Raw genomic sequence first — 22,900 nt, forward strand, 5'->3', positions numbered from 1 at the left:
CGCCGCCCAGGCCCCCGCCCGCCTCAGCCGCGGTCGAGGTAGGCGAGCACTGCGAGCACCCGGCGGTTGTCGTCGTCGGAGACCGGCAGGCCCAGCTTCGCGAAGATGTTGGACGTGTGCTTGGCGATGGCCCGCTCGGTCACGACGAGACGCTCGGCTATCGCCACGTTCGAGCGGCCCTGCGCCATCAGCTCCATCACCTCCAGCTCGCGCGGGGTGAGCCCGCCCATCGGCTCGTCCTGCGCGCGGCGCGACAGGAGCTGCTGGATGACCTGCGGGTCCATCGCGGTGCCGCCGCCCGCGACCCGGCGTACCGCGTCGACGAACTGCGCCGCGTCGAACACCCGGTCCTTGAGGAGGTAGCCGACCCCGCCGTTGCCGTCCGCGAGGAGCTCGCGCGCGTACAGCTGCTCCACGTGCTGGGACAGGATCAGGACCGGCAGGCCGGGCCGGGCGCGGCGGGCGGCGAGCGCGCACTGGAGGCCTTCGTCGGTGTGCGACGGCGGAAGCCGGACGTCGACGATCGCGACGTCCGGCTCCAGTTCCGCCAGCGCCCGGGTCAGCTCGGGGCCGCTCTCCACGGCGGCGAGGATCTCGAAGTCGAACGCCTCCAGCATTCTGACCAGGCCGTCGCGGAGCAGGAACAGGTCCTCGGCTAGGACAACTCGCAAGGGATCTCCATGGTCACCAGGGTGGGACCGCCCGCGGGGCTGCTGACGGCCAGGACGCCGTCGAATGTACCGAGCCGGCGCTCGACCCCGGTCAGGCCGGTGCCCGCCCCGGTCCTCGCGCCGCCCTTGCCGTTGTCGCCGACCGACACGCGCAGCGCGCCCGACTCGTACGACAGGTCGACCCAGATGCTGTCCGCGTCCGCGTGCTTGACCGCGTTGGTGAGCGCCTCGCTGACCGCGAAGTACGCGGCCGACTCGACCGGCGCCTCGGCGCGGGCCCGCGGCGGCAGGTCCACCGACACGTCGGTCGGCACCGGCAGCCGCAGCGCCAACGCCCGTACGGCGTCCGCGAGTCCGCGCTCGGCCAGGACCGGCGGGTGGATGCCGCGCACCAGGTCGCGCAGCTCGGCCAGCGCCTCGGCGGAGGACGCGCGGGCCATCGCGAGGAGCTGCTTGGCCTTCGCCGGGTCCGTCTCGACGAGCGCCTCGATGGTGCCCAGGTTCATGCCCATGGCGACCAGGCGGGCCTGCGCCCCGTCGTGCAAGTCCCGCTCGATGCGGCGCAGTTCGGCCGCCGAGGTGTCCACCGCGTCGTGCCGGGTCTCGGTGAGCCGGTCGACGCGCCGCGCCAGCTCGGCCTCGCGGGACGGTGCGAGCAGCGCCCGGGCCAGCTTGAAGTGGCCGCGCAGTAGGGCCGGGTTGACGAACATGGCGAGCACGAACATCGCGGTGCCGAGCGCCGCCGCGGCGTTCGCGCTCTGCTGGCTGACGACGTGGACGAACAGGAACCAGTCGCCGCCCGCGTCCGCGATCGGCCGCCACACGCCGAGCGCGAGGACCCAGCCGTACGCCATGTACAGGATCAGCGTCGGCGGCAGCAGCGCGGTGACGAACCCGGCCGTCATGTCGGCGAGCATCCAGCGCAGGTCGTGCCAGGTCGCCGGGTCGCGCAGCATGACCGTGCACCGCCCGACCCAGCCGGTCGGACCCCGTCGGTGCGGCAACGGCCGGTACGCCGACGGGATCCGCACCCCGCTCCAGCGGGCGGCCAGCTCGCGCCGGAAGTTCGCGTGGGCCCGCACCCGCCCGATGACCAGCGGGGTGGTCAGCACGCCGATGCCGATGGGTATGAGGGCGATGGAGACGACGCTGAGCGTGAACAGCAGGATCGACCCGACGATCGAAACGAGGCTCAACGCGAAGCCCCGAACCCCCGCGAGCAGCGCGTCCCGTGCTTTGGCGGCGTTCATGTGCGTCCCCGTCTCCCTAGTACCCGGCCTCCAGTGTCGCCGGGCCGACCGCCGCCGGTCACTGGGCTCCGCCCCCGCTTCCGGGGTGTTGCCGGCAACACCCCCGACCTCGCGCTTCGCCCGACCGGCGAGGCACCGTACGAAGGGAGACGGGGACGCCGGACACAAAAGGGCGGGGCGCCGGTCGACGCCCCGCCCTCCAACTCCCTTGTCAGGGCGCGTACTTGTACCCCACGCGCCGCACCGTCTGGATCGCCCCGCGATGCTCCGCGCCCAGCTTGCGGCGCAGCCGGGCGACATGGACGTCGACCGTGCGGCCGTCGCCGACGTGGCCGTAGCCCCAGACCGTGGTGACGAGCTGGTCGCGGGTGTGCACCCGGTGCGGGTGCGCCACCAGGTGGGCCAGCAGCTCGAATTCGAGGTAGGTGAGGTCGAGCATGGCCCCGTCCACCTCGGCGGTGCGCCGCACGGTGTCGATCCGCACGAGCGCGTCCCCGCCGAAGGAGGCGGACCCGACCGGGACCGGCGTCAGGGGCTCGGGCGCCGCGGCGAGCAGCGCGGGCTGCTGGTCGGCCGGGACGAGCACCAGATAGCCGACCATCGGCGGCTGGCCCGGCAGCGCGGGCAGGGTGTGCTGGGGGGCTGGCAGCCAAGTGGCGCCCGGCGGAAGGAAGTCGATGACCTGGGACGGGGCAGGACGGGCCACCTCGTCGCGGTCCACGGCCCGCAGTCGGTGCCGGCCGAGCGGCAGGGGGGTGTGGGCGTCGGCGGAGGGGAGGGTACGGGTGTTCGCCATGAGGGGTCAGCTCTTTCGCGCGGAGAGTCGTCGGCAGGAGACGTACGTCGTTGCGCGCGGGCCGAAGGCCTGGAGTGGATCGAGGCGTTAGAGGGCCGGCGCGTTCGTCGCGCGGCAACACACCCGGTCGAAGTCGTGGTCCTGACGGGACGGCCAGAACGGCTCAAGGTCGCTGCGACCTGTCACGGGGTTCTGGATGCTGGCCATGTCCCCATTCAACCAGACGATCCGCCCGGTGCAGCAGCCCCTCCCACGGACTGATACGGATCCTTGGCGGAGCGTGACCGGAATCCACCCCTCCACGGCGGAACCCCGAAGGGCGCCCGCCGCACCAGCGGCAGACGCCCTTCAGAACCGGGGTGGACGGCTCAGACCTGGCCGGCCTTCTCCAGGCCGGTGCAGCAGGTGTCGACGATGAGGCGGGTCACCACGTACGGGTCGACGTTGGCGTTGGGGCGGCGGTCCTCGATGTAGCCCTTCTGGTCCACCTCGACCTGCCACGGGATGCGCACCGAGGCGCCGCGGTCGGAGACGCCGTACTTGTACTGGTCCCACGGGGCGGTCTCGTGCAGGCCGGTCAGGCGGTCGTCGATGCCGGCGCCGTAGTTCTTGACGTGGTCCATGGGCTTGGAGCCCTCGCCGAGCGCCTCGCACGCGGTGATGATCGCGTCGTAGCCCTCGCGCATGGCCTTCGTCGAGAAGTTGGTGTGCGCGCCCGCGCCGTTCCAGTCGCCCTTGACCGGCTTGGGGTCGAGGGTGGCGGAGACGTTGAAGTCCTCGGCGGTGCGGTAGAGCAGCCAGCGGGCGATCCACAGCTGGTCGGAGACCTCCAGCGGGGCGAGCGGGCCGACCTGGAACTCCCACTGTCCTGGCATCACTTCGGCGTTGATGCCGGAGATGCCGAGGCCCGCGGCGAGGCAGTGGTCGAGGTGCTTCTCGACGATTTCGCGGCCGAAGATCTCGTCCGCGCCGACGCCGCAGTAGTAGCCGCCCTGCGCGGCCGGGAAGCCGCCGACGGGGAAGCCGAGCGGGCGGTCGCCGTCGAAGAAGGTGTACTCCTGCTCGATGCCGAAGATCGGCTCCTGCCCCGCGAACCGCTCGGCGAGCGGACGCAGCAGGGCACGCGTGTTGGACTCGTGCGGGGTGCCGTCGATGTTCAGGACCTCGCACAGCACGAGGACGTTCTCGCCGCCGCGGATCGGGTCCGGGCAGGAGAAGACCGGCTTCAGGACGCGGTCCGAGGCGTGGCCCTCGGCCTGGTTGGTGCTGGACCCGTCGAAGCCCCAGATGGGCAGCTCGGCGACGGCGACGGGCGAACCGGCCATGATCTTCGTCTTGGAACGGAGCTTGGCGGTCGGCTCGGTGCCGTCGATCCAGATGTACTCGGCCTTGTACGTCACGGAAGCCATCCTTTGCGGGAGCTGCGGGGTGCCTGCGCGCTGCCACGCTGCGGCGTTGCTGTCTGCCCGGCAGCCTCACACCCCGGCATTTCCCGTCCGTTGCCCGTTTGTGAACCCGGTGTTACCTGGGGTGCCGCAGCAGTGCCGCGAAGCCCGCATTGCGGATCCGCCTCGTCAGTTCCTCCGGTACGGTGCCCAGCGCCTCGGCGGTTCGTACCGGGTCCCAGTCGTGGGCGGCCAGGCTCTGGAGCAGATGACCGCGCCGCACCTGGTTCTCGGAGAGCCGGAACGTCTTCAGATACGCCACCCTGCCCTTGCGGTCGGTGATCGCCTCGCCGATGTGCTGGGCGGCGCCGCCCCGGTGGAACGGCGGCAGGAAGCGCCACAGGTCGAAGCCGCCCATCCGGTACACCCGGCTGAAGGCGTACGAGGTGTCGTACAGCTCGGCGGCCATGACCGTGTCGTGCGCCTCGCGCCAGGCCCGCTCCTGAGCGCGGGCCGCCGCGCGCAGGTCCGCGAGGGTGCGCACGTGCCGTTCGTCGACGCGGGCGGTGAACTCGGCGACCGGGCGCCCGTACTGCGCGTACTGGTGGATCAGCTCGCCGAACAGGTCCTGGAGCAGGGTGGCGTGCAGCGCCCGGTAGTCGTCCGGGTGCGGCACCGCGAAGGCGGCACCGAGCGCGTCCGCCGCGTACACGAGGACACCGCACTGGCCCGGGTGGATCTCGAACACCCGCAGTGCGTCGGCGAGCTGGGGCACGTCCGCGCCGAGGTAGGCGCTCTCCACGCGCGGCGAGAGCCCGCCGCGCAGCGCCTGGCGCGACCAGGTGTCCCACTGCACGCAGGGGCCGCCGAAGTGCAGCGCCAGATAGCCCTCAAGGGCCAGGTGCAGCGGCAGGAAGCGCAGCCGGTCGCCGGGCCGCCGCTTCGCCATCCGGTGCAGCGGCAGCCGGCTCGCCGGCGCGTCGCCCAGCGCCGTGCCGTACGCGGCCGAAGGGCCCTCGCCCGACCAGTCGGCCACGAAGCCGTGCGGGATGTAGGAGGTGTAGCGGGTGGTGTCGTTCAGGCGCACGTCCGCGCCCACCGGGTCCCGGTACACCTCCCGGCTCAGCCGCAGCCCCGCCACCGGCTCCGCGCGCAGCAACGGCACGAGCCGGATGCCGCCCCACACCTGGGCGGGCCCGGCGCTGAGCCCGGTCAGATCGAGCGAGGTCATCGGCTGCCCCCGGTGAAGTCGGCCGTGCGGCGGTCCAGATACGTGTACAGCTCGGCCAGGCCTGTGCGTCCCTCGGCGAACTCGGCGATCTCCACCAGGGCGGGCAGGTCCTCGGCGTCGCGGATGCCGGCCGTGGGCACCGAGGGGGCGAGGCGGCGCACGTCGAAGCCGTCCGCGTCGTATACGGGGTTCACGTGGACGACACGGGTGCGGCGGTCCGGGGCGAGCCGGGTGCGCCACACCCGCAGCACCTCGCCCGCCAGGCCCGGCGGCGCGTTGTCCCAGCCGTCGGAGACGATCACGAGCCGCTCGGGGGAGTCGTCGAGCGCGTCCAGGACGCACGAGCCGAGCGGGGTCGCGCCGGACGGCCGGACCAGCAGCGGATCCGTGCCGCCCGAGGTCCACCGGCCGCGGTACGCCCCCGCACCGGCCAGCGCGGCCAGGAGGAAGTGGCAGGCCAGGGCCACCGCGAGCGGGCGGCGCCGCTTCTCGCCGGAGCCGCCGGAGGAGTAGCTGTCGTCGAGCACCGCCGAGACGCGGCCCCAGCTGCCCGCGTGCGGCCCGGCCGCGCGCAGCGCCGAGGCCCGCAGCGCGCCCGTCAGCTCGGCCCGGCGCCGCGCCCGCTCGTCGAGGCCGAGCGAGAGGACGTACAGCGCGAGCCGGGTCAGCGGCATGGTGGCCAGGTCGGCGGGCGCGGCCCCGGCCCGCGACTGGATGCGCAGCCGCTCCAGGCGGGTGGTGCGGGGCGCGATCCGCTCCAGGAACACCTCGCGCGGCACCCCGTGCCGGGCCGCGAACCCCTCGGCCACGGTGAACGGCAGCTCGTACAGGGCGGCCTGCTCGTAGTGCGCGCGGCGGTGGGCGTCGAGCAGGGGGTGCTCGTAGCGGGGCCGGCGGCCGGGCCGGAACAGGAAATCCCCCAACTCCCCACCACCGTAAGGGAGATGGGCGTGCCGGGCCGCGGACTTCAGGCCGCCGCGGTACTTCACCGCGTCGAACGCCGGGTCAGGGCGGGCCGCGAGCCAGTCGCGGAAGATGGCGCGGGTGCGCCGGTTGTTGACCTTCGCCGCCCGCAGCGCGCGCAGCAGCCGGTACACCCGCTGCGGCGGGAGCACCGCGAGCCGGGCCGCGATCAGCTGCCCCTCGGTGCGCTTCTCCTCGGCGCTCGCCTCGCCCGCGCTCTCCAGGAGGTGGCGCACGATCAGCGCCGCGTTGTGGTCGTTGATGTCCAGGGCGAGCACCGCGGCGTACACCCTGCGGTAGTTGACCCGCACGTACGCGTGGAGGAAGTCGAGCGAGAGCCGCTGCTCGGCCGCGCCCGAGCGGAATTCGCGCTGCCCGGTGGCGGTGACGGCGGCATTGACGAAGAGCAGTACGTCCTCGGCCGCCACGAGGTCGGCGTAGCTCTCCTGAGCCATGGAGGTCCCCCGTGCGTGAAGTGGAAGCCGGCCGGGGAATGGGGGCGCGAGCAGCGAAATGTTTGCTGTAGAGGCAAGTCCCGGAAGTCGCGCCGGAGTCCCGCGGCCGGCCCCGGAAACGTAACATTCCACCCCCCTCGCCCCGCCACCGGAATTCGTGCCCGGCAGACTGACCCCCATGAACCAGACCGCCGGCACCACCCGCATCGGCCTCCTCGGCACCGGCCCCTGGGCCGTCGCCACGCACGCCCCGGCGCTCGCCGCGCACCCCGGCGTCGACTTCGTAGGTGTGTGGGGGCGGCGGCCCGAGGCAGCGGCCGCGCTCGCGGAGCAGCACGGGGTCGCGGTGTACGAGGACGCCGACGCGCTGTTCGCGGACTGCGACGCCGTCGCCTTCGCGCTGCCGCCGGACGTCCAGGCGCCGCTGGCGATGCGGGCCGCCGGGGCGGGCTGCCACCTGCTCCTGGACAAGCCGGTCGCGACGAGCGTGGCGGGCGCCCGCGAGCTGGCCGACGCGGCCGAGCGAGCCCGGGTCGCCTCCGTCGTCTTCTTCACGCTGCGGTTCGCGAAGGAGACCGCCGCGTGGCTGGCCCAACAGGCCGCCGTGGACGGCTGGTTCAGCGGCCGCGCCCAGTGGTACGGGTCGCTGTTCACTCCGGGCGCCGAGCGCGGCCCGTACGCCGCCTCGCCCTGGCGGGGTGAGAAGGGCGCGCTCTGGGACGTCGGCCCGCACGCGCTCGCCGTGCTGACCCGGGTGCTCGGCGAGGTGACCGCGCTGACGGCCGCACCCGGCCCCGGCGACACCGCCCACCTGATCCTGCGTCACGCCTCGGGCGCCTCCAGCACCGCCGACCTGAGCTTCACGGCGCCCCCGGCGGCCGCGGGCGTCGAGGTCTCGGTGCTGGGTGAGGCGGGCCGGGCGGTCATGCCGGGGTGGGGCGGCGCGCTTGACGCGTTCGGCGCGGCGCTTGACGCGCTCCTCGAAGCGGCCCGCACTGGGGTGCCACACCCTTGCGACGTACGGTTCGGGGCGCGGGTGACCGAGCTCCTGGCGGACGCCGAGGCCCAGCTGGACCGGGGTTAGCCCGACCCGCGTTACCGCGACAGAGCGTCGCGCACGGCCTCGTCGGTCCGGGCCACCAGCGCCGTCCCGTCGTCCGCCGTGATGATCGGCCGCTGGATCAGCTTGGGGTGCTCGGCGAGCGCGGAAACCCAGCGCTCGCGGGAGTCCGCGTCACGCGGCCAGTCCTTGACGCCGAGCTCCTTCGCGGCGGCCTCCTGCGTGCGCGTGATGTCCCACGGTTCGAGGCCGAGCCGGTCGAGCACGGCCCGGATCTCGTCGGGCGAGGGCACGTCTTCGAGGTAGCGGCGCACCGTGTACTCGGCGCCCTCCGCGTCCAGCAGGTCCACCGCGCTGCGGCACTTCGAACAGGCCGGGTTGATCCAGATCTCCATGGCCGCCAGGCTACCCGCGATCCGCCCCCCAAAGCCCGGCTGGCCAGGGCCGATTGTCAGTGCCTCCCAGTAAAATTGAGTCAGTAAGTGAGGGTTCCCGACTGCCCAGGAGGATGCCCATGACCGCTGCCGTACTCACCTCGCACGCCCCGAAACAGTTGTCCCTCAAGCCTCTTCACAAGGTGCCGCTGCCCGCCGGGCGTCCGCGCGTGTGGTACGAGTCCCACAACCGGCGTCTGAAGGCCATGCGCCTGGCCATCGCCCTGCTCGACACGGGGGTGTACCGGCCGGAGCAGGCGCCCGACCGCAAGATACGCACCGTGGCCGCGCTCATCGGAGTGCGCCCGCCGTCGGAGACGACCTGCCGGATGGTGCGCGCGCTGATCTACGACGGGCGCTGAGCCCCGCACCACGGCCCGGGTCATGCCCCCGCGATGCCGGGAGACGTGACCCGGGTCCGCCCCGGGGCGTCCGGTGGGCCGAGCCCCCGTGCCCCGTGTGATCTTCGATACCCGCACGGGGGTGCGGTTGGGCAGGCAACTCCCCAGCGTCTAGGGTGACGGCGCCGTGGTGTTCGGGAATTCCGGTGCGAAACCGGAGCGGCCCTCGCCACTGTGATCGGGTTCCCCGGGTTCCGGGGAGCCGCCGTCCCCTCGCGACGCCACTGGCCAGGATCCACCTGCCCGGGAAGGCCGGGACCAAGGCACCCGCCCGTCAGCCAGGAGACCGGCCGCGGCATCTCACGAAGTGATCCACGAGGTGCTGGAGCGTGACCCGCATGACCCTGCCCGTTCGCACGTCCCCCGAGACGGGCGCCCCCGCCGCGCCGTCCTTCCACTGGCGGCGCGAGGACACCGTCCGCACCGCCGTCCTGCTCGCGGTGATAGCCGCCCTCCATGTCGTCGCCTTCGGCGTCCTGTTCCTGCTCGTGGCCCCCGAGCACTACGCGGTCGGCACCAAGACGTACGGCATAGGCCTCGGCATCACCGCGTACACCCTCGGCATGCGGCACGCCTTCGACGCCGACCACATCGCGGCCATCGACAACACCACCCGCAAGCTGATGGCCGACGGCAAGCGGCCGGTGTCCGTGGGCTTCTGGTTCGCGCTCGGCCACTCCAGCGTGGTCGTGGTCCTCACGGCGCTGGTGGCGGGCGGTGCCCAGCTCGCGGGCACGCTGATGAACGAGGACTCCACCACCCACCAGGTGATGGGCGTGGTAGGAACGACGGCCTCCGGTTCCTTCCTCTATCTCATTGCGGCGCTCAACCTGGTCGCCCTGTTCGGCATCCTGAAGGTGTTCCGGGCAATGCGCGCGGGTGCGTACGACGAGAAGGAGCTCGAAGCGCACCTGGACTCGCGGGGCTTCATGAACCGCATCCTGGGCCGCTTCACCAAGTCCATCTCGCGGCCCGGCCAGATGTTCCCGCTCGGCTTCCTCTTCGGCCTCGGCTTCGACACCGCGACCGAGGTCACCCTGATGGTGATGGCCGGCACGGGCGCCGCCGCCGGACTGCCCTGGTACGCGATCCTGTGCCTGCCGCTGCTGTTCGCCGCCGGGATGAGCCTGTTCGACACCCTCGACGGCACGTTCATGAACTTCGCCTATCAGTGGGCCTTCTCGAACCCGGTCCGCAAGGTCTACTACAACCTCACCATCACCGGCCTGTCGATCGCGGTGGCCTTCTTCATCGGCACCATCGAGCTGGTCGGCGTCCTGCACGAGAAGCTCGACCTCACCGACCCGGTCAGCGGCTGGATCGCCGGCCTCGACCTGGACAACGTCGGCTTCGTCATCGTCGGCCTGTTCGTGGTGGTGTGGGCGGCCGCGCTGGCGTACTGGCGGCTGGGCAAGGTCGAGCAGAAATGGGCGGCGGGCTCGGGCGCGTGAGGGGCTGCCCTTGTGCGCACCCCCGTGCGGCCCCCGCCCGAGAGGGCCCGTTCACGCACCCTCCCGCGGCCCCGGCACTCCTGCCCGGTCGTTCTGCAGCGTCCACAACTCCCTGAACAGGCCTTCTGCGGCGACGAGTTGGTCGAAGGTGCCCTCCTGGATGACCCGGCCCCGGTCGAGGACGACGATGCGGTCCGCGACCGCGACGTTCGCGAGGCGGTGGGTCACCAGGACCACCGCCCGGTCGCGGGCGACCGTCCGCAGGCCGGTGAAGATGCGGTGCTCGGCGCGCTCGTCGAGCGCGCTCGTCGGCTCGTCCATCACCAGCAGTCCGGCCGGACGGTGGAAGGCCCGCGCGATCGCGATCCGCTGCCACTGCCCGCCGGACAGCTCCACACCCCCGAACCACTCCCGCGCGAGCAGCGTGTCGAGCCCGCTGCGCAGCCCGTCGACGACCTCCGCCGCGCCGGAGTGGGCGGCCGCGCGGCGTACCGACGCGTCGCCCCCGTGCGGCTGCCCCAGCGTGATGTTGTCGCGCGCGGACATCGGCCAGTGCGCGAAGTCCTGCGGCACGACCGCGGTCTGCCGCCACAGGGCCGGCGGATCGCACCGCTCCACCGCGACCCCGTCCCACGTCACCGCCCCTTCGCTGGGCAGATAGAGCCCGGTGAGCAGCTTGCTGAGGGTGGTCTTGCCGGACCCGTTCTCGCCGACGAGCGCGAGCACCTCGCCCTTGCGCACCTCGACCGTCACCTTCTCCAGGGCGGGCCGCTCGCTGCCGGGATAGCGGTACGTCAACGACTCGGCCCGCACGACCTCCGGCGCGGGCGGCGCCACTTTGCCGCGCGCCATCCGGTGCCCGCCGGCCTCCTCGATGAACTCGGCCCAGTCGTCGAGGTAGAGCCCGGTCCTGAAGAGCCGCGTCCCGTACCCGACGACACCGCGCAGCGACGAGGCCACCGTGCGCAGCGCGAACACCGCGGTGCCCGCGGACGCCACCGACATCCGCCCCGACCCGAGCAGCCAGGCGAGGGCGCCCCACACCACCCCGGCCGCGACCCCGCCCACCAGCGAGCCGAGCACGGAGTAGCGGGCGCCCTGGTGCACGGCCTTGTCGGTCGCCGCGTCCACCCGCCGCCCGATCGCCCGGTACCGGTCGAGCAGGAAGTCCGCCATCGTGCAGGACCGCAGCTGATCGGCGGTGTCCTTGTCGATCACGAACCACCGCAGCAGACTCAGCGTGCGCCGCTCGGCGCTCATCGCCCGCGACGCCTCGTAGTGCACCCGCGCGGCCTTCACCCCGGCGATGCCCTGCGGCAGCGCGGCGAGCAGGAGCAGGGGGAGCAGCGCGGGATGCAGCACGGTCACGACCCCGGCCGCCGCGACCAGCGAGGCCACGCACGCCATGAGGTCCTGCGAATCGGTGAGGAGCTGCTGGGCGACCTCGGCGCCCCGGTCGGCCGCCTCGCGCTTGTCGTTGAACCCGGGCTGGTCGTACGCCGACAACTCGGCCTGTACGGCGGCCCCGAGCATCTGCATCTCGGCCTCGCGGGAGATCCGCGGCGAGAGCCGGCCGGAGATGTTCACCACCACGATCCCGAGCAGCGCCCGCAGCCCGGCCGCCCCGGCGAGCACCGCGATCGACGGCAGCGCGTCGCGCATCCGGTGCGCGATGTCGCCGCTCGCGATCAGCGCGGTGATCGTACGCGTCGTGGCGAGCAGCCCGAACGCCTCGAAGAACCCCGAGAGCGCCTGACAGCACAGCAGCACGAGCACGGCCCGCCGATCCACCCGCCAGGCCAGCGCCAGCGCCTTCCGCACGAGCTGAGGCAACCGCCGCGCCATGGTCCGGGAGGTCACCGGCCGCCGCCGCGCCGCCTCCAACGAGCTTGACCGGTACCGCAGTTGCTCATCAACGGGCTGCTCGCCCAACACCTCCGCCATGCCGCCCCCTAGCTACTTGCCCCTGAAGAAGTCGCGGCCTCCGGTGGGGTGACTTGGGCGGAGAGCTGGTGCGGGCTGCCCGTGGCCGTCACAGTGGGGTTGGGTCGGGCCGGCTGGGGGTGGTGGCGGTGCTGCGTGTCGCGGGCGTGCAGGACGCGTGGTGGGAGGTGCTGCCGGAGCAGGCGCGGCAGCTGCCCGTCGAACTTGCCAGGGTTGACGCTTTCTTGGATGACGAGCGGTTCATCGCTCCGTGGCGGGCGGTGTTTGCCGAGCGGCTGGGTCGGCCGTCGGTGCCGGTCGAGACGTTGCTGCGGCTGCTGTACCTCAAGCATCGTTACCAGCTCGGCTACGAGACGCTCTGCCGTGAGGTGGCCGACTCACTGAGCTGGCGGCGGTTCTGCCGAATCCCGCTGATGTCGCCGGTGCCGCATCCGACCACTTTGATCAAGCTTGTCCGGCGCAGTGGCGGTCAGGTCGTCGAACAACTCAACGCCGCACTGCTGGGCAAGCTCGTCGAGGAAAAGCTGCTGCGGTGCCGCAAGTTGCGGATCGATACCACGGTGATCGAGGCCGACATCGACCACCCCACGGACGCCGACCTGCTGGCGCACGGGGTACGCAGGCTGGGCCGGCTGGTAGGCCGGATCAAGGCCGCCGGCGCGGCCCGGCGTACCCGATTCCGCGATCGCAGCCGGTCGGCGGGCCGTCGTCTGAAGGAGATCTCGCGCACCCTGCGGCGGCGTACCGGAAAGGCTCTGGGCGAGATCGACCGGCTCACCGGTGAGGTCGCCGCCATCGCCCGCGCGGCGCTGCGGGACATGGTCGCCGTGGAACGCAACGCTCGCCGCGCGCTGGGCAACCGGCCGTCGGGACGGCTCAGGGGCCTGGTCGGCGAGCTGGCCGAGACCGTGGCTGGCACCCGGGTCTGCTGGAGCAGACCAAACTGCGGCTGGCCGGCATCCGCACGATTCCCGACCGGCTGGTCTCGTTGGCCGACCCCGATGCCCGGCCGATCCGCAAGGGCAAGCCCCAGCACCCCACCCAGTTCGGCTATACCGCGCTGGTGGCCGAGGACGAACATGGCTTCGTCGTCGACCACCAGGTCCAGCGCGGGAACCCCGCCGACGCGCCGCAGTTGGTACCCGCGGTCGAGCGGGTGACCGCGCGGACAGGCCGGGTGCCGGCAACCGTGGTTGCCGACCGCGGCTTCGGCACCGCGGCCAACGACCGGGCCCTGGCCGAACTCGGCGTCCGGCGGATCGGCCTCCAGCGCAAGGGCACGTTGGGAAGAGCTCGCCGTGAGTACGAAAGCAGCCGCCCCTTCCGGCGCATGCGTAACTGGCGGGTTGGCATCGAAGCCCGGATCAGCCATCTCAAGCGCAGCTTCGGCTTCCGCCGCACCCGCCTGCGCCGCCTGACCGGCGCCCAGACCTGGGCCGGACTCGGGATCTTCGCCTACAACCTCCAGCGGATGGCCGTCGTCAGCCACTGACGCGAAGCCACCCGCAGGCGACATCACCACGACCCGCCCCCGGCACCGCCCCTCAGCTGGACGAACCCTTTTTCAGGGGCAAGTAGCTAGGAATCCGCCCACTTTCCCGCAAAAATCCCCCAACTGCCCGGCCGTGTACGGCGATCCACCCGATGGAGGGGAACGCAGCGAGCCCCGCCGCCCGGGAGGGGCAGCGGGGCTCGGGGTGTCGCGGAGCCGCGGGGGCTTAGGGGTCGAAGTACAGCACGGAAGCCATTCTGACCTGCGAGTATGTGACCTTGATGACGGGCCTGGTGCACAACGGGTGCACACTGTGCACCCGCCGGGGCTGCGGACCGGAGGGGCACCATCCGAGCGGTAGTCCACCTACCGGGAGTCCCCCGGGCGCCCATGCGCACTTGCGTGCGCCCGCTCTCCCCTCCATACCGTGACACTCCATGTCAGTACCTGCGGAAAGCACCCTCGCACTACTGCGTCACCAGATCCCCGTACGCGTCAATTCGACAGCCTCGCTGGTGATGGACACCGACAAGGCAGCCACAGCCATCGCCCGCAAACGTGCACGTGAGCGAGGCGAGGAGGAACGAGTTCCTCGTAAGCCCGGGCTGGAACCGCTACAGACGGCCGAACGGAACGATCTCGCCACCACGCCTTGGGAGTTGCTCGGCGTCTTCGCGCGAGCGGCCACTCTGGCTCGTCATGGGCGCGGAAGAGGCTTGGCCGAGCACTGGCAGGCCCTGAAGTACTGCCAGGCCCTGGGAGCCGGTGCCAGTGGCTACCTGGCTCTCACCGAGGAGGGGCAGAACCCAGAACTCTCCTACAGGGGGATGCAGGCCCGGGAGTTGGGACGGGCACTGGGGTTGGCAATCGCAGAGCGCACGGTGCGGGCCCGCTTCCCGGATTATCTGGTCTCGACTGTCGATGCCGAGTCGGTGCTGCTGGCTGGATTCGCGCGCTCCGGCCCGCGGCCTTCCCTGGGCGCTCGACCACGGCCTGACTTCTTCATCGAGGCATGGAAGCCCGGCGAACCGTCCCGGCTCTTCGTGGTGACGGTCAACGGAAATCACCAGAAGACGACCAAGAGCACGGGGAAGACTGACCGCTCAGCCTTCAAGCAACTGGCCAGGGCCAGTGAGCGCGCTGAACATTTTCACCTCGCCGAATGGAACACCACGCCCTGCCTCTTGATGTCCACCGAACTGCTAGCCAAGGAGGGCATCACAGTCCACGCTCTGCAGGCACCGGGCCAGGGGCTGTTACCTGAGCGATCGATTACGGGACGCGACAGTGCGGACGTCGTGCCGTCGAAGCGGAACCCTCCGTATGTCAACGCTGTGAGGGTGCCTGCCCGCGCTGGCGAGGAAGGCTTCCATGACGGCTTCCTCATTCCACGAAAAGATCGCGCATGGTTTGGTCAGGTACTTGCCCGAACCGGTGCCGCGGGCCAACTGGCATTCGCCGGCGCTGGTATGGAGATCGCGCAGTACTTGACCAGCGATCAGGGTCGCAAGTACTACGAACAGCGAACATTCGCAGGATCATCCAGTGTCCGGGACGCAGAGCATGGCTTCGGCGCGACACGCTTCTTCGGTACTGACCAGGTCTTCAGGTTGAACAGGACCCGCGTCGAGGCGTTCTCAGGGATGGCAGAGGACCTGTATCAGCTTCTGGTTGAAGGGAGGGTCGAGGCGTACCGGCGCCGTGCATACGAGCTCCGCTCCACGCTGCCGAATGGTGCGACCGCTCCGAAGTGGGGCGCGGTCTCCTTCGGCGAGGATGGCACTGTCATGGCTTTGCGTATTCTCCCGGAAGGAGACAAATGATGTGCTCCGTGAACCAGACCCGGTATGTCCGCGCACTGGTGACATCGCCGGAGACTGACTCAAAGCCCTGTCAGAGGTCGCCCGTAAGCTCTGGAGCATGGGGAGCACTGGAATCACTGAAGCCGATGTCGACATGGCGATGGCCGTCGTCGAAAGCAGCAGGCAGTCACTTCGGCGGGATGATCCCGCCGTCCAAGCACTCGCCGCAGCGGTATCCGTGCGGCGCCGCTTACAGGGAGAAGAGGCGGTCACGGACGACGAGCTGCTTGCGGCGCATGATCAGTTGTACGCAAAGGTGCCTCACAGGAACGGCGGCAGCCTGGAGGCACTTGCCGACACGCTACTGGGCCGCGGGATGGTGCCCTCGCCCGGCGACTACGACGGCGACTGGTGGCTGTGGTGGCCCAAGAAGGGCTATGGGCCGTGTCGTGACTGCCGAGAGAGTCGCTCACTGACGCGCTACTCCGCCAAGTGGGGTAAGCCGTACAGATACTTGTGCGCACGCTGCCGCAAGCAGGAACTGGCAGACGATACGGCGTATCTCAACAGCGTCACCGGTGTCACCCCGGAGGAAGGTGAGTCGGCCGAATCGCTCTTCAGCAGACGTACGGCAGCTCTCATCGGCCAGTTGGGCAGCCAGGCAGCAGCACCCGAGAGGCAAGTGGGTCGCCCGGACACCGAACAGTGGGGCGAGTACGTAGACCGGCTCATGGAAGTGCTCGGCCCGCTCGACTGGGCTGGCTGGGAGGTCCCGGACGAATACGATTCGGACTGGGATGCCGAAACTGGCCCGATGCTCTTCGCCACGCTGTGGCGTACCAGCGCCGCGCTGGACATTGAGTACTACCCGCGTGAAAGCCGGCTCCGATTTCTTCCCTATGAAGACGTGTGCGGCGATTTCCCGGAGTCTTTTTCCGCACTCGATGAAGAGGTCGAACTCACGGTCACCCTCCAGGGCGACGAGGCGGTCACGGTGGTCCAACATCGAGCCGGCGCGTTGGGATTGCTCGATGCAACTCGCGTCCGTGTGGTGGAGGGGGCTGATCCAGAAGCCGCGGAGGCGTTCGAAGCAGAATCGCTACTGTCCCTCTTCGGCCCGGCAGCCTCCTACCGGAAGATCCCGGTTGCAGACATCGTCAAGGAAGCTGTACAGCACCCCGATCTCAGCACCTATCTGCGCTGGGTTGTCGGTATGGCGGGCCGCAACGTGCACCCGGATCCGGTGCCCGATGCGGCGGCTCTGGGTATTGCGGCCTGGTGCTGGCGCAATGAAACGGCTGTGGAGGCTCACCATCTTCCCTCGGACGTGCTGATGGCTCGAGTGAACATGGCGGTGACTCGCGCGGTGCTGCCTCATGTCTGCCCGTACGAAGGTATCGACTGGGACGGGATCGAGCAGTCACTGACTGATACAGACTGGGAACTCCCCAACGGTCGGACTGTCTCCTCCTTGTTCCGCGACGGATGGCCGGAGGTGCAGTCGACGGTGCGTGAGCAGATCCGTAAATGGCAACGCCTCGACAGCGAACTTCTTGGTCCGGATACGACTTTGAGGCTGATGACGATCGGGGGCTCGACAAGCTATACGTGTCATTGGTGGGGCCAGGGACGGTGGCGTGCGATCTGCGAAGAGATTGTCCGCGATGCTGTCGAAGCTGGTTTCACGCTGCCACAGCCGTACGACTCCCGTGGTCCTGATGCCTTGATCGACGGCTTGGAACACCCGGACATGCAGTCCGATGCCGTGCTGGACTGGCTTATCGACATGCCCGAAGCCCCCGTTTCAGGGCCTCACGGTTTGCGCCACCATCCAGCTACCCAGCCGCTCGTGCGCGAATACGATCCGTGGTGGGTAACGCCGGAGGGAGACTGACTCTGCAGCCGTCGGCAGCCCAGTGCCCCTACGAGCAGATCGAGCGTCTGCCTCCAGCAGGTCCTGCTGGAGGCAGACGCTCGGGGGAGTCCTTCGGCCAACTACCCGCCGAGTTCGAGCTTTACTTTCTAGATGTCGAAGTACAGCTCGAACTCGTGCGGGTGCGGGCGGAGCTGGATCGGGGCGATCTCGTGGGTGCGCTTGTAGTCGATCCAGGTCTCGATCAGGTCGGAGGTGAAGACGCCGCCGGCCTGCAGGTACTCGTTGTCGGCCTCCAGGGCCTCCAGGACGGCCGGCAGCGAGGTCGGGACCTGCTGGACGTTGGCGTGCTCCTCGGGAGCCAGCTCGTAGAGGTCCTTGTCGATCGGCTCGGCCGGCTCGATCTTGTTCTTGATGCCGTCCAGGCCCGCGAGGAGCAGCGCGGAGAACGCGAGGTACGGGTTCGACGACGGGTCCGGGGCGCGGAACTCGACGCGCTTGGCCTTCGGGTTGGAGCCCGTGATCGGGATGCGCATGGCCGCCGAGCGGTTGCGCTGCGAGTACACCATGTTGACCGGCGCCTCGAAGCCCGGGACCAGGCGGTGGTACGAGTTGACGGTGGGGTTCGTGAACGCCAGCAGCGACGGGGCGTGCTTGAGGATGCCGCCGATGTAGTAGCGGGCGGTGTCCGAGAGGCCCGCGTAGCCCTGCTCGTCGTAGAACAGCGGGTCGCCGCCGGCCCACAGGGACTGGTGGACGTGCATGCCCGAGCCGTTGTCGCCGAAGATCGGCTTCGGCATGAAGGTCGCGGTCTTGCCGTTGCGCCAGGCGACGTTCTTCACGATGTACTTGAAGAGCATCAGGTCGTCGGCTGCGGCGAGCAGCGTGTTGAACTTGTAGTTGATCTCGGCCTGGCCGGCCGTGCCGACCTCGTGGTGCTGGCGCTCGACCTGGAGGCCGGACTTCTCCAGCTCCAGGGAGATCTCGGCACGCAGGTCGGCGAAGTGGTCGACCGGCGGGGCCGGGAAGTAGCCGCCCTTGTAACGGACCTTGTAGCCGCGGTTGTCCTCGACCGCACCGGTGTTCCAGGCGGCGGCCTCGGAGTCGATGTGGTAGAAGCCCTGGTTCGCGGAGGTCTCGAAACGTACCGAGTCGAAGACGTAGAACTCGGCCTCGGGGCCGAAGTACGCGGTGTCCGCGATGCCGGTGGAGGCGAGGTAGGCCTCGGCCTTCTTGGCGATGTTGCGCGGGTCGCGGCTGTACTGCTCGCCCGTGATCGGGTCGTGGATGAAGAAGTTGATGTTCAGCGTCTTGTCACGGCGGAACGGGTCGAGGCGGGCCGTCGACAGGTCCGGACGCAGCGCCATGTCGGACTCGTGGATGGCCTGGAAGCCGCGGATCGACGAGCCGTCGAAGGCGAGCTCCTCCGTCGCGTCGAACGCCTTCGCGGGAATCGTGAAGTGCTGCATCACGCCCGGCAGGTCGCAGAACCGGACGTCGACGAACTTCACGTCGTTGTCCGCGATGAACTTCTTCGCGTCGTCGCCGTTCTGGAACATCCAACTCCTCCTACTCCCACCCGGGGAGGGGCGGGGTTGCAGCTTGGTCGTGCGGCCAGTGCGGTGGCACACGCTGGAGCCGACCATAGGCAGGCGGGATTTCTCAAGCGTGACCCGTTTGTTTCGCCCAAGTTAACCGGGCTGGTGACGAAGCTGCCAAGACTGACCCGGGCCGAAGTGATCGAAAACGGGCGCAGTACCGTTGGATCCGTGGACAACAGGCAAGCAATGGGATCGTGGCTCTCGGGGCCCCGCGCGGCCGCCGAGGAGATGGGCGTCGACTTCGGCTACCGGGGCGAGCGGCTCGGTCTGCCCAAGGACGGGCCCGGCTCGGTGGCGCCCCTTGGCCGGCGCTTCGGCGCCATCTTCATCGACTGGGGCCTGTGCGCCCTGATCGCGTACCAGTTGATCGCCCGCGGCAACACGCACAGCGCGAGCAACTGGGCGCTGCTCGTGTTCCTAGTGCTCGGCGTGCTGACGATCGGGACCGTCGGGTTCACGCCCGGCAAGCGGCTGCTCGGCCTGCGCGTGGTCGCCGAGGAGGGCGGCCGGCTCGGCATCGTCCGGGTCACCGTCCGCACCGTACTGCTGTGCCTGGCGATCCCCGCGCTGATCTGGGACCGCGACGGCCGGGGCCTGCACGACCGCCTGGCCCGCGCGGTGCAGGTCAGGATCTGACCGGGGCCCCACGAACGTCAGAAGGCGGCCCGGACCATGTCGGTCCGGGCCGCCTTCGTTCGTCCACGAGGTGAGGGTCAGCGCATCTTTCCGCCGCGCGGCATCCGCATGCCCTTGGGCATCGGACCCTTCGGCAGCGGCATGTTGCTCATCAGGTCGCCCATGGCGCGCAGCCGGTCGTTGGCCGCGGTCACCTGCGGGCCGGACAGCACGCGGGGGAACTTGAGGAGCGTGGTGCGCACCTTCTTCAGCGGCACCTGGCCCTCGCCGTCACCGACGATCACGTCGTGGACCGGTACGTCCACCACGATGCGGGCCATCTTCTTCTTCTCGGCGGCCAGCAGGGACTTCACCCGGTTCGGGTTGCCCTCGGCCACAAGGACGACGCCGGCCCGACCGACGGCCCGGTGGACGACGTCCTGGCTGCGGTTCATCGCCACGGCCGGCGTGGTGGTCCAGCCGCGCCCGATGTTCTGCAGCACGGCGGCCGCCGCACCCGGCTGGCCCTCCATCTGACCGAACGCCGCCCGCTCGGCACGCCGTCCGAAGACGATGGCCATCGCCAGCACGGCCACCAGGAGGCCCAGAATGCCCAGATAGACCGGGTGCCCCAGCAGGAAACCGATCGCGAGGAAGACGCCGAGGACGACGATTCCCACGCCGGCGATGACAAGTCCGATCTTGGAATCGGCCTTGCGGGTCATCTTGTAGGTCAGGGCGATCTGCTTCAGTCGCCCCGCATTCGCATCGTTCGCAGCGCTCTCTGCGGTTGCCTTCCTCGCCATACCAGGAAGTTTACGTGGCCTAGGAGCGGCGGGTGGCCACGGCCTCCAGTACGTGCTGGGCCTCGACGCGGTCCTTGGCCCGGCGCCGGTCCTCCAGCACCGCGGTCCAGGCGTTGCGGCGGGCGGTGCGCTGGCCGGAGCCCATGATCAGCGACTCCATGGCGCGCAGCGCGCCGGTGACGGACGGAAGCGTGGTGGCTCGCACGGTCTGCGGAGCGGTAGCGGCCTGCATCGTCGAGGTCCCCCCTCGGGACGGGAAGTCAGAAACGGGCGATGGGTGTGGGGGCATGCGCGGTGCGTAAAGCCAGGGTCACTGATTGGTGTTACCAGGGCGTGTCCGAGCGGTCAAACGCCAATGAAACATTGATGCGGACCGGCAAAACACTGACGCGGCCCGTACGCATGCCCCGACCTGCGGGGGAGGTACGAGCCGCGTCGAATCGGCCATTACTGATCAGTAGCCGCTTGTGAGCGGGTTCACGCAGTCCGTTCGGTACGCGACCGGGCTCACGCGGTGGTGGCGGCGCTCCGGGCTTCCATCGCCTGCTGGTAGAGGCGGCCCGCACGGTAGGAGGAGCGGACCAGCGGACCCGACATCACACCGGAGAAGCCGATCTCGTCGGCCTCCTCCTTCAGCTCCACGAACTCCTGCGGCTTCACCCAGCGCTCGACGGGGTGGTGGCGCACGGAGGGGCGCAGGTACTGGGTGATCGTGATGAGTTCGCAACCCGCGTCGTGCAGGTGCTGCAGCGCCTCGCTGACCTCCTCGCGGGTCTCGCCCATGCCGAGGATCAGGTTCGACTTGGTGATCAGGCCGTAGTCGCGGGCCTTGGTGATCACGTCGAGGGAGCGCTCGTAACGGAAGCCGGGGCGGATCCGCTTGAAGATCCGCGGCACCGTCTCGACATTGTGCGCGAAGACCTCGGGGCGGGAGGAGAAGACCTCTTCCAGCTGCTCGGGGACCGCGTTGAAGTCGGGGGCCAGGAGCTCGACCTTGGTGCGGCCCTCGGCGCGTTCCGCGGTCTGCGCGTGGATCTGGCGCACCGTTTCCGCGTACAGCCAGGCACCGCCGTCCGCCAGGTCGTCGCGGGCGACGCCGGTGATGGTGGCGTAGTTCAGGTCCATCGTGACGACCGACTCGCCGACGCGGCGGGGCTCGTCACGGTCGAGCGCCTCGGGCTTGCCCGTGTCGATCTGGCAGAAGTCGCAGCGCCGGGTGCACTGGTCGCCGCCGATGAGGAAGGTCGCCTCGCGGTCCTCCCAGCACTCGAAGATGTTCGGACAGCCCGCCTCCTGGCAGACCGTGTGCAGCCCCTCGCTCTTCACCAGTTTCTGCAGCTGGTTGTACTCGGGGCCCATCTTCGCCCGGGTCTTGATCCACTCGGGCTTGCGCTCGATGGGGGTCTGGCTGTTCCGGACCTCCAGGCGCAGCATCTTGCGTCCGTCGGGTGCGACTGCGGACACGTCCGGCTCCCTGTGACTTCGATTCTTCGGCGAACCTAGGGTACGCCCGTTGTTTGCTTGGGTGGAGTGCGGCTCCCGCCGGGGGTAACCCCTGCGGGGTGCTCTGGCATTCCCTTGGCGAGGGGACCCTGGGGGCTCTGCCCCCAGACCCCCGTCGCGCCTTGAGGGCGCTCGTCCTCAAACGCCGGACGGGCTGGATGTGCCCGCACAGGCAACTCTGAGGGCTGAGCGCTCCTACGCGGAGGCCCGCTCGATCTCTCGCGGAGCGAGTTCCGCGTTTTCCAGGATGTCGCGCAGGTGCTTTTCGGCCACCGGGAGGACCTCCGCGATGGTCACCTCGCGGCCCAGCTCGTACGAGAGCGATGTCACACCCGCGTCGCGGATCCCGCACGGCACGATCCGGTCGAACCAGGTGTTGTCGGGGTTCACGTTGAACGAGAAGCCGTGCATCGTGACGCCCTTGGCGACGCGGATGCCGATGGCTGCCAGTTTGCGGTCCTCGCGGCGCTGGCCGGCGTTGGAGGGCGCGTACTCGGGGCCGTTGAGCCGGGCGTCGAACTCGTCGTCGTTCAGGCGCGGGTCGAAGTCGAGGGAGAGGCCGCCGAGCTTCGGGCGCTGCTCCACCGGGTCGCCGAGCACCCAGACCCCGCTGCGGCCCTCGACCCGGGTGGTCGCCAGGCCGAAGTCGGCGGCGGTACGGATCAGGGCCTCTTCGAGGCGGCGTACGTGCGCGACGACGTCCACCGGGCGGGGCAGCTTCTGGATCGGGTAGCCGACGAGCTGGCCCGGCCCGTGCCAGGTGATCTTGCCGCCGCGGTCGACGTCGATGACCGGCGTTCCGTCGAGAGGGCGCTCGCTGTCCTCGGTGCGCCGGCCCGCCGTGTAGACCGGCGGGTGCTCCAGAAGCAGGCAGGTGTCCGGAATCTCGTCGGCGAACCGGGCCGCGTGCACCCGGCGCTGCTCGTCCCAGGCCTCCTGGTACTCGACCGAGTCCTCGCCGAATCCCAGCCGGACAAATCGCAGCTCGTTCACGCCAGCTCCCCTGTCGAACTTCTCGGATGCAATGCGGTGCACGCCCGCATTCACTGTACGACCGTGTTCGAGGGCCTCCGCACGGCCCCCAGACCCGGGCAGAAACGGCACGTCACCACACGATCGGATGAATGCGGGGCGAAGGTGGCGGCACCGGCCGTATTGACCGCTAAA

The 22,900-nt window shown here is 70.1% G+C and carries 19 protein-coding genes, 1 pseudogene and 1 riboswitch; of the genes and pseudogenes, 7 read left to right on the top strand and 13 right to left on the bottom strand.

Features of this window, described 5'->3' with window-relative positions; genetic code table 11:
• Positions 1 to 23 precede the first annotated feature (23 nt).
• The 6 genes from OHA17_RS28425 to OHA17_RS28450 form a co-directional block, all read right to left on the bottom strand.
• Positions 24 to 671 carry a LuxR C-terminal-related transcriptional regulator gene (locus tag OHA17_RS28425; protein WP_406508932.1) on the bottom strand — a complete coding sequence of 216 codons (648 nt, stop codon included), beginning with the start codon at positions 669 to 671 and terminating at the stop codon, positions 24 to 26.
• A complete protein-coding gene (locus tag OHA17_RS28430) occupies positions 656 to 1,921 on the bottom strand; it encodes a sensor histidine kinase (protein ID WP_406508933.1) in 1,266 nt (421 codons plus the stop codon). Before OHA17_RS28430 ends, OHA17_RS28425 begins: the two co-directional genes overlap by 16 nt.
• Positions 1,922 to 2,132: 211 nt before the next feature.
• The gene (locus tag OHA17_RS28435) at positions 2,133 to 2,717 is read right to left on the bottom strand and encodes a winged helix-turn-helix domain-containing protein (RefSeq protein WP_406508934.1); all 585 of its coding nucleotides are present in this window, start codon (positions 2,715 to 2,717) and stop codon (positions 2,133 to 2,135) included.
• A 368-nt stretch (positions 2,718 to 3,085) separates the two neighbouring features.
• Positions 3,086 to 4,117 (bottom strand): glutamine synthetase, encoded by a 1,032-nt coding sequence (gene glnII, locus OHA17_RS28440; protein WP_406508935.1) that lies wholly within the window; start codon positions 4,115 to 4,117, stop codon positions 3,086 to 3,088.
• Between the two features lie 121 nt (positions 4,118 to 4,238).
• Positions 4,239 to 5,333: an ARPP-2 domain-containing protein gene (locus tag OHA17_RS28445; protein WP_406508936.1), complete on the bottom strand. Its 1,095-nt coding sequence runs from the start codon at positions 5,331 to 5,333 to the stop codon at positions 4,239 to 4,241.
• On the bottom strand, positions 5,330 to 6,751 hold the full coding sequence (locus OHA17_RS28450) for a hypothetical protein (RefSeq protein WP_406508937.1): 1,422 nt from the start codon (positions 6,749 to 6,751) through the stop codon (positions 5,330 to 5,332). Before OHA17_RS28450 ends, OHA17_RS28445 begins: the two co-directional genes overlap by 4 nt.
• Before the next feature lie 178 nt (positions 6,752 to 6,929).
• Here OHA17_RS28450 and OHA17_RS28455 point away from each other — a divergent pair, with 178 nt between their 5' ends.
• Positions 6,930 to 7,835 carry a Gfo/Idh/MocA family protein gene (locus OHA17_RS28455; protein ID WP_406508938.1) on the top strand — a complete coding sequence of 302 codons (906 nt, stop codon included), beginning with the start codon at positions 6,930 to 6,932 and terminating at the stop codon, positions 7,833 to 7,835.
• A gap of 11 nt (positions 7,836 to 7,846) precedes the next feature.
• On the opposite strand, the gene OHA17_RS28460 is transcribed toward OHA17_RS28455, so the two are convergent.
• Positions 7,847 to 8,206 carry an arsenate reductase family protein gene (locus tag OHA17_RS28460; RefSeq protein ID WP_053723976.1) on the bottom strand — a complete coding sequence of 120 codons (360 nt, stop codon included), beginning with the start codon at positions 8,204 to 8,206 and terminating at the stop codon, positions 7,847 to 7,849.
• Positions 8,207 to 8,325: 119 nt separating this feature from the next.
• Here OHA17_RS28460 and OHA17_RS28465 point away from each other — a divergent pair, with 119 nt between their 5' ends.
• Positions 8,326 to 8,607 carry a hypothetical protein gene (locus tag OHA17_RS28465; RefSeq protein ID WP_406508939.1) on the top strand — a complete coding sequence of 94 codons (282 nt, stop codon included), beginning with the start codon at positions 8,326 to 8,328 and terminating at the stop codon, positions 8,605 to 8,607.
• Between the two features lie 150 nt (positions 8,608 to 8,757).
• Positions 8,758 to 8,956: riboswitch (cobalamin riboswitch) on the top strand.
• Between the two features lie 28 nt (positions 8,957 to 8,984).
• Positions 8,985 to 10,097 (top strand): HoxN/HupN/NixA family nickel/cobalt transporter, encoded by a 1,113-nt coding sequence (locus OHA17_RS28470; RefSeq protein WP_406510833.1) that lies wholly within the window; start codon positions 8,985 to 8,987, stop codon positions 10,095 to 10,097.
• Positions 10,098 to 10,148: 51 nt separating this feature from the next.
• Here the strand turns inward: OHA17_RS28470 and OHA17_RS28475 are convergent, their stop codons facing one another.
• Positions 10,149 to 12,041: an ABC transporter ATP-binding protein gene (locus tag OHA17_RS28475; RefSeq protein ID WP_406508940.1), complete on the bottom strand. Its 1,893-nt coding sequence runs from the start codon at positions 12,039 to 12,041 to the stop codon at positions 10,149 to 10,151.
• Between the two features lie 128 nt (positions 12,042 to 12,169).
• Here OHA17_RS28475 and OHA17_RS28480 point away from each other — a divergent pair.
• The 3 genes and pseudogenes from OHA17_RS28480 (at position 12,170) to OHA17_RS28490 (ending at position 17,229) form a co-directional block, all read left to right on the top strand.
• A pseudogene (locus tag OHA17_RS28480) lies at positions 12,170 to 13,533 on the top strand (ISNCY family transposase).
• A gap of 518 nt (positions 13,534 to 14,051) precedes the next feature.
• Positions 14,052 to 15,356, top strand: a complete 1,305-nt coding sequence (locus tag OHA17_RS28485; RefSeq protein ID WP_406508941.1) for a hypothetical protein — start codon at positions 14,052 to 14,054, stop codon at positions 15,354 to 15,356.
• Positions 15,357 to 15,453: 97 nt separating this feature from the next.
• The gene (locus OHA17_RS28490; protein ID WP_406508942.1) at positions 15,454 to 17,229 is read left to right on the top strand and encodes a hypothetical protein; all 1,776 of its coding nucleotides are present in this window, start codon (positions 15,454 to 15,456) and stop codon (positions 17,227 to 17,229) included.
• A gap of 128 nt (positions 17,230 to 17,357) precedes the next feature.
• Here OHA17_RS28490 and glnA read toward each other — a convergent pair whose 3' ends face one another.
• The gene (glnA, locus tag OHA17_RS28495) at positions 17,358 to 18,767 is read right to left on the bottom strand and encodes a type I glutamate--ammonia ligase (protein WP_053723981.1); all 1,410 of its coding nucleotides are present in this window, start codon (positions 18,765 to 18,767) and stop codon (positions 17,358 to 17,360) included.
• Between the two features lie 210 nt (positions 18,768 to 18,977).
• Between glnA and OHA17_RS28500 the strand changes: the two genes are divergently transcribed.
• Positions 18,978 to 19,445 (top strand): RDD family protein, encoded by a 468-nt coding sequence (locus OHA17_RS28500; protein WP_398871049.1) that lies wholly within the window; start codon positions 18,978 to 18,980, stop codon positions 19,443 to 19,445.
• A 77-nt stretch (positions 19,446 to 19,522) separates the two neighbouring features.
• Here the strand turns inward: OHA17_RS28500 and OHA17_RS28505 are convergent, their stop codons facing one another.
• The 4 genes from OHA17_RS28505 to lipB form a co-directional block, all read right to left on the bottom strand.
• Positions 19,523 to 20,230 carry a DUF4191 domain-containing protein gene (locus tag OHA17_RS28505; RefSeq protein ID WP_053723983.1) on the bottom strand — a complete coding sequence of 236 codons (708 nt, stop codon included), beginning with the start codon at positions 20,228 to 20,230 and terminating at the stop codon, positions 19,523 to 19,525.
• A gap of 19 nt (positions 20,231 to 20,249) precedes the next feature.
• Complete coding sequence (locus OHA17_RS28510; RefSeq protein ID WP_053723984.1) at positions 20,250 to 20,462, bottom strand: hypothetical protein; 213 nt, start codon at positions 20,460 to 20,462, stop codon at positions 20,250 to 20,252.
• Positions 20,463 to 20,737: 275 nt separating this feature from the next.
• Entirely contained in the window at positions 20,738 to 21,694 is a 957-nt protein-coding gene (lipA, locus tag OHA17_RS28515; RefSeq protein ID WP_398871047.1) for a lipoyl synthase, read from the bottom strand.
• 234 nt (positions 21,695 to 21,928) lie between these two features.
• Positions 21,929 to 22,726 carry a lipoyl(octanoyl) transferase LipB gene (gene lipB / locus OHA17_RS28520; RefSeq protein WP_406508943.1) on the bottom strand — a complete coding sequence of 266 codons (798 nt, stop codon included), beginning with the start codon at positions 22,724 to 22,726 and terminating at the stop codon, positions 21,929 to 21,931.
• Positions 22,727 to 22,900 lie beyond the last annotated feature (174 nt).

This window comes from Streptomyces sp. NBC_00212 (assembly GCF_045206365.1).
Taxonomy (GTDB): domain Bacteria; phylum Actinomycetota; class Actinomycetes; order Streptomycetales; family Streptomycetaceae; genus Streptomyces.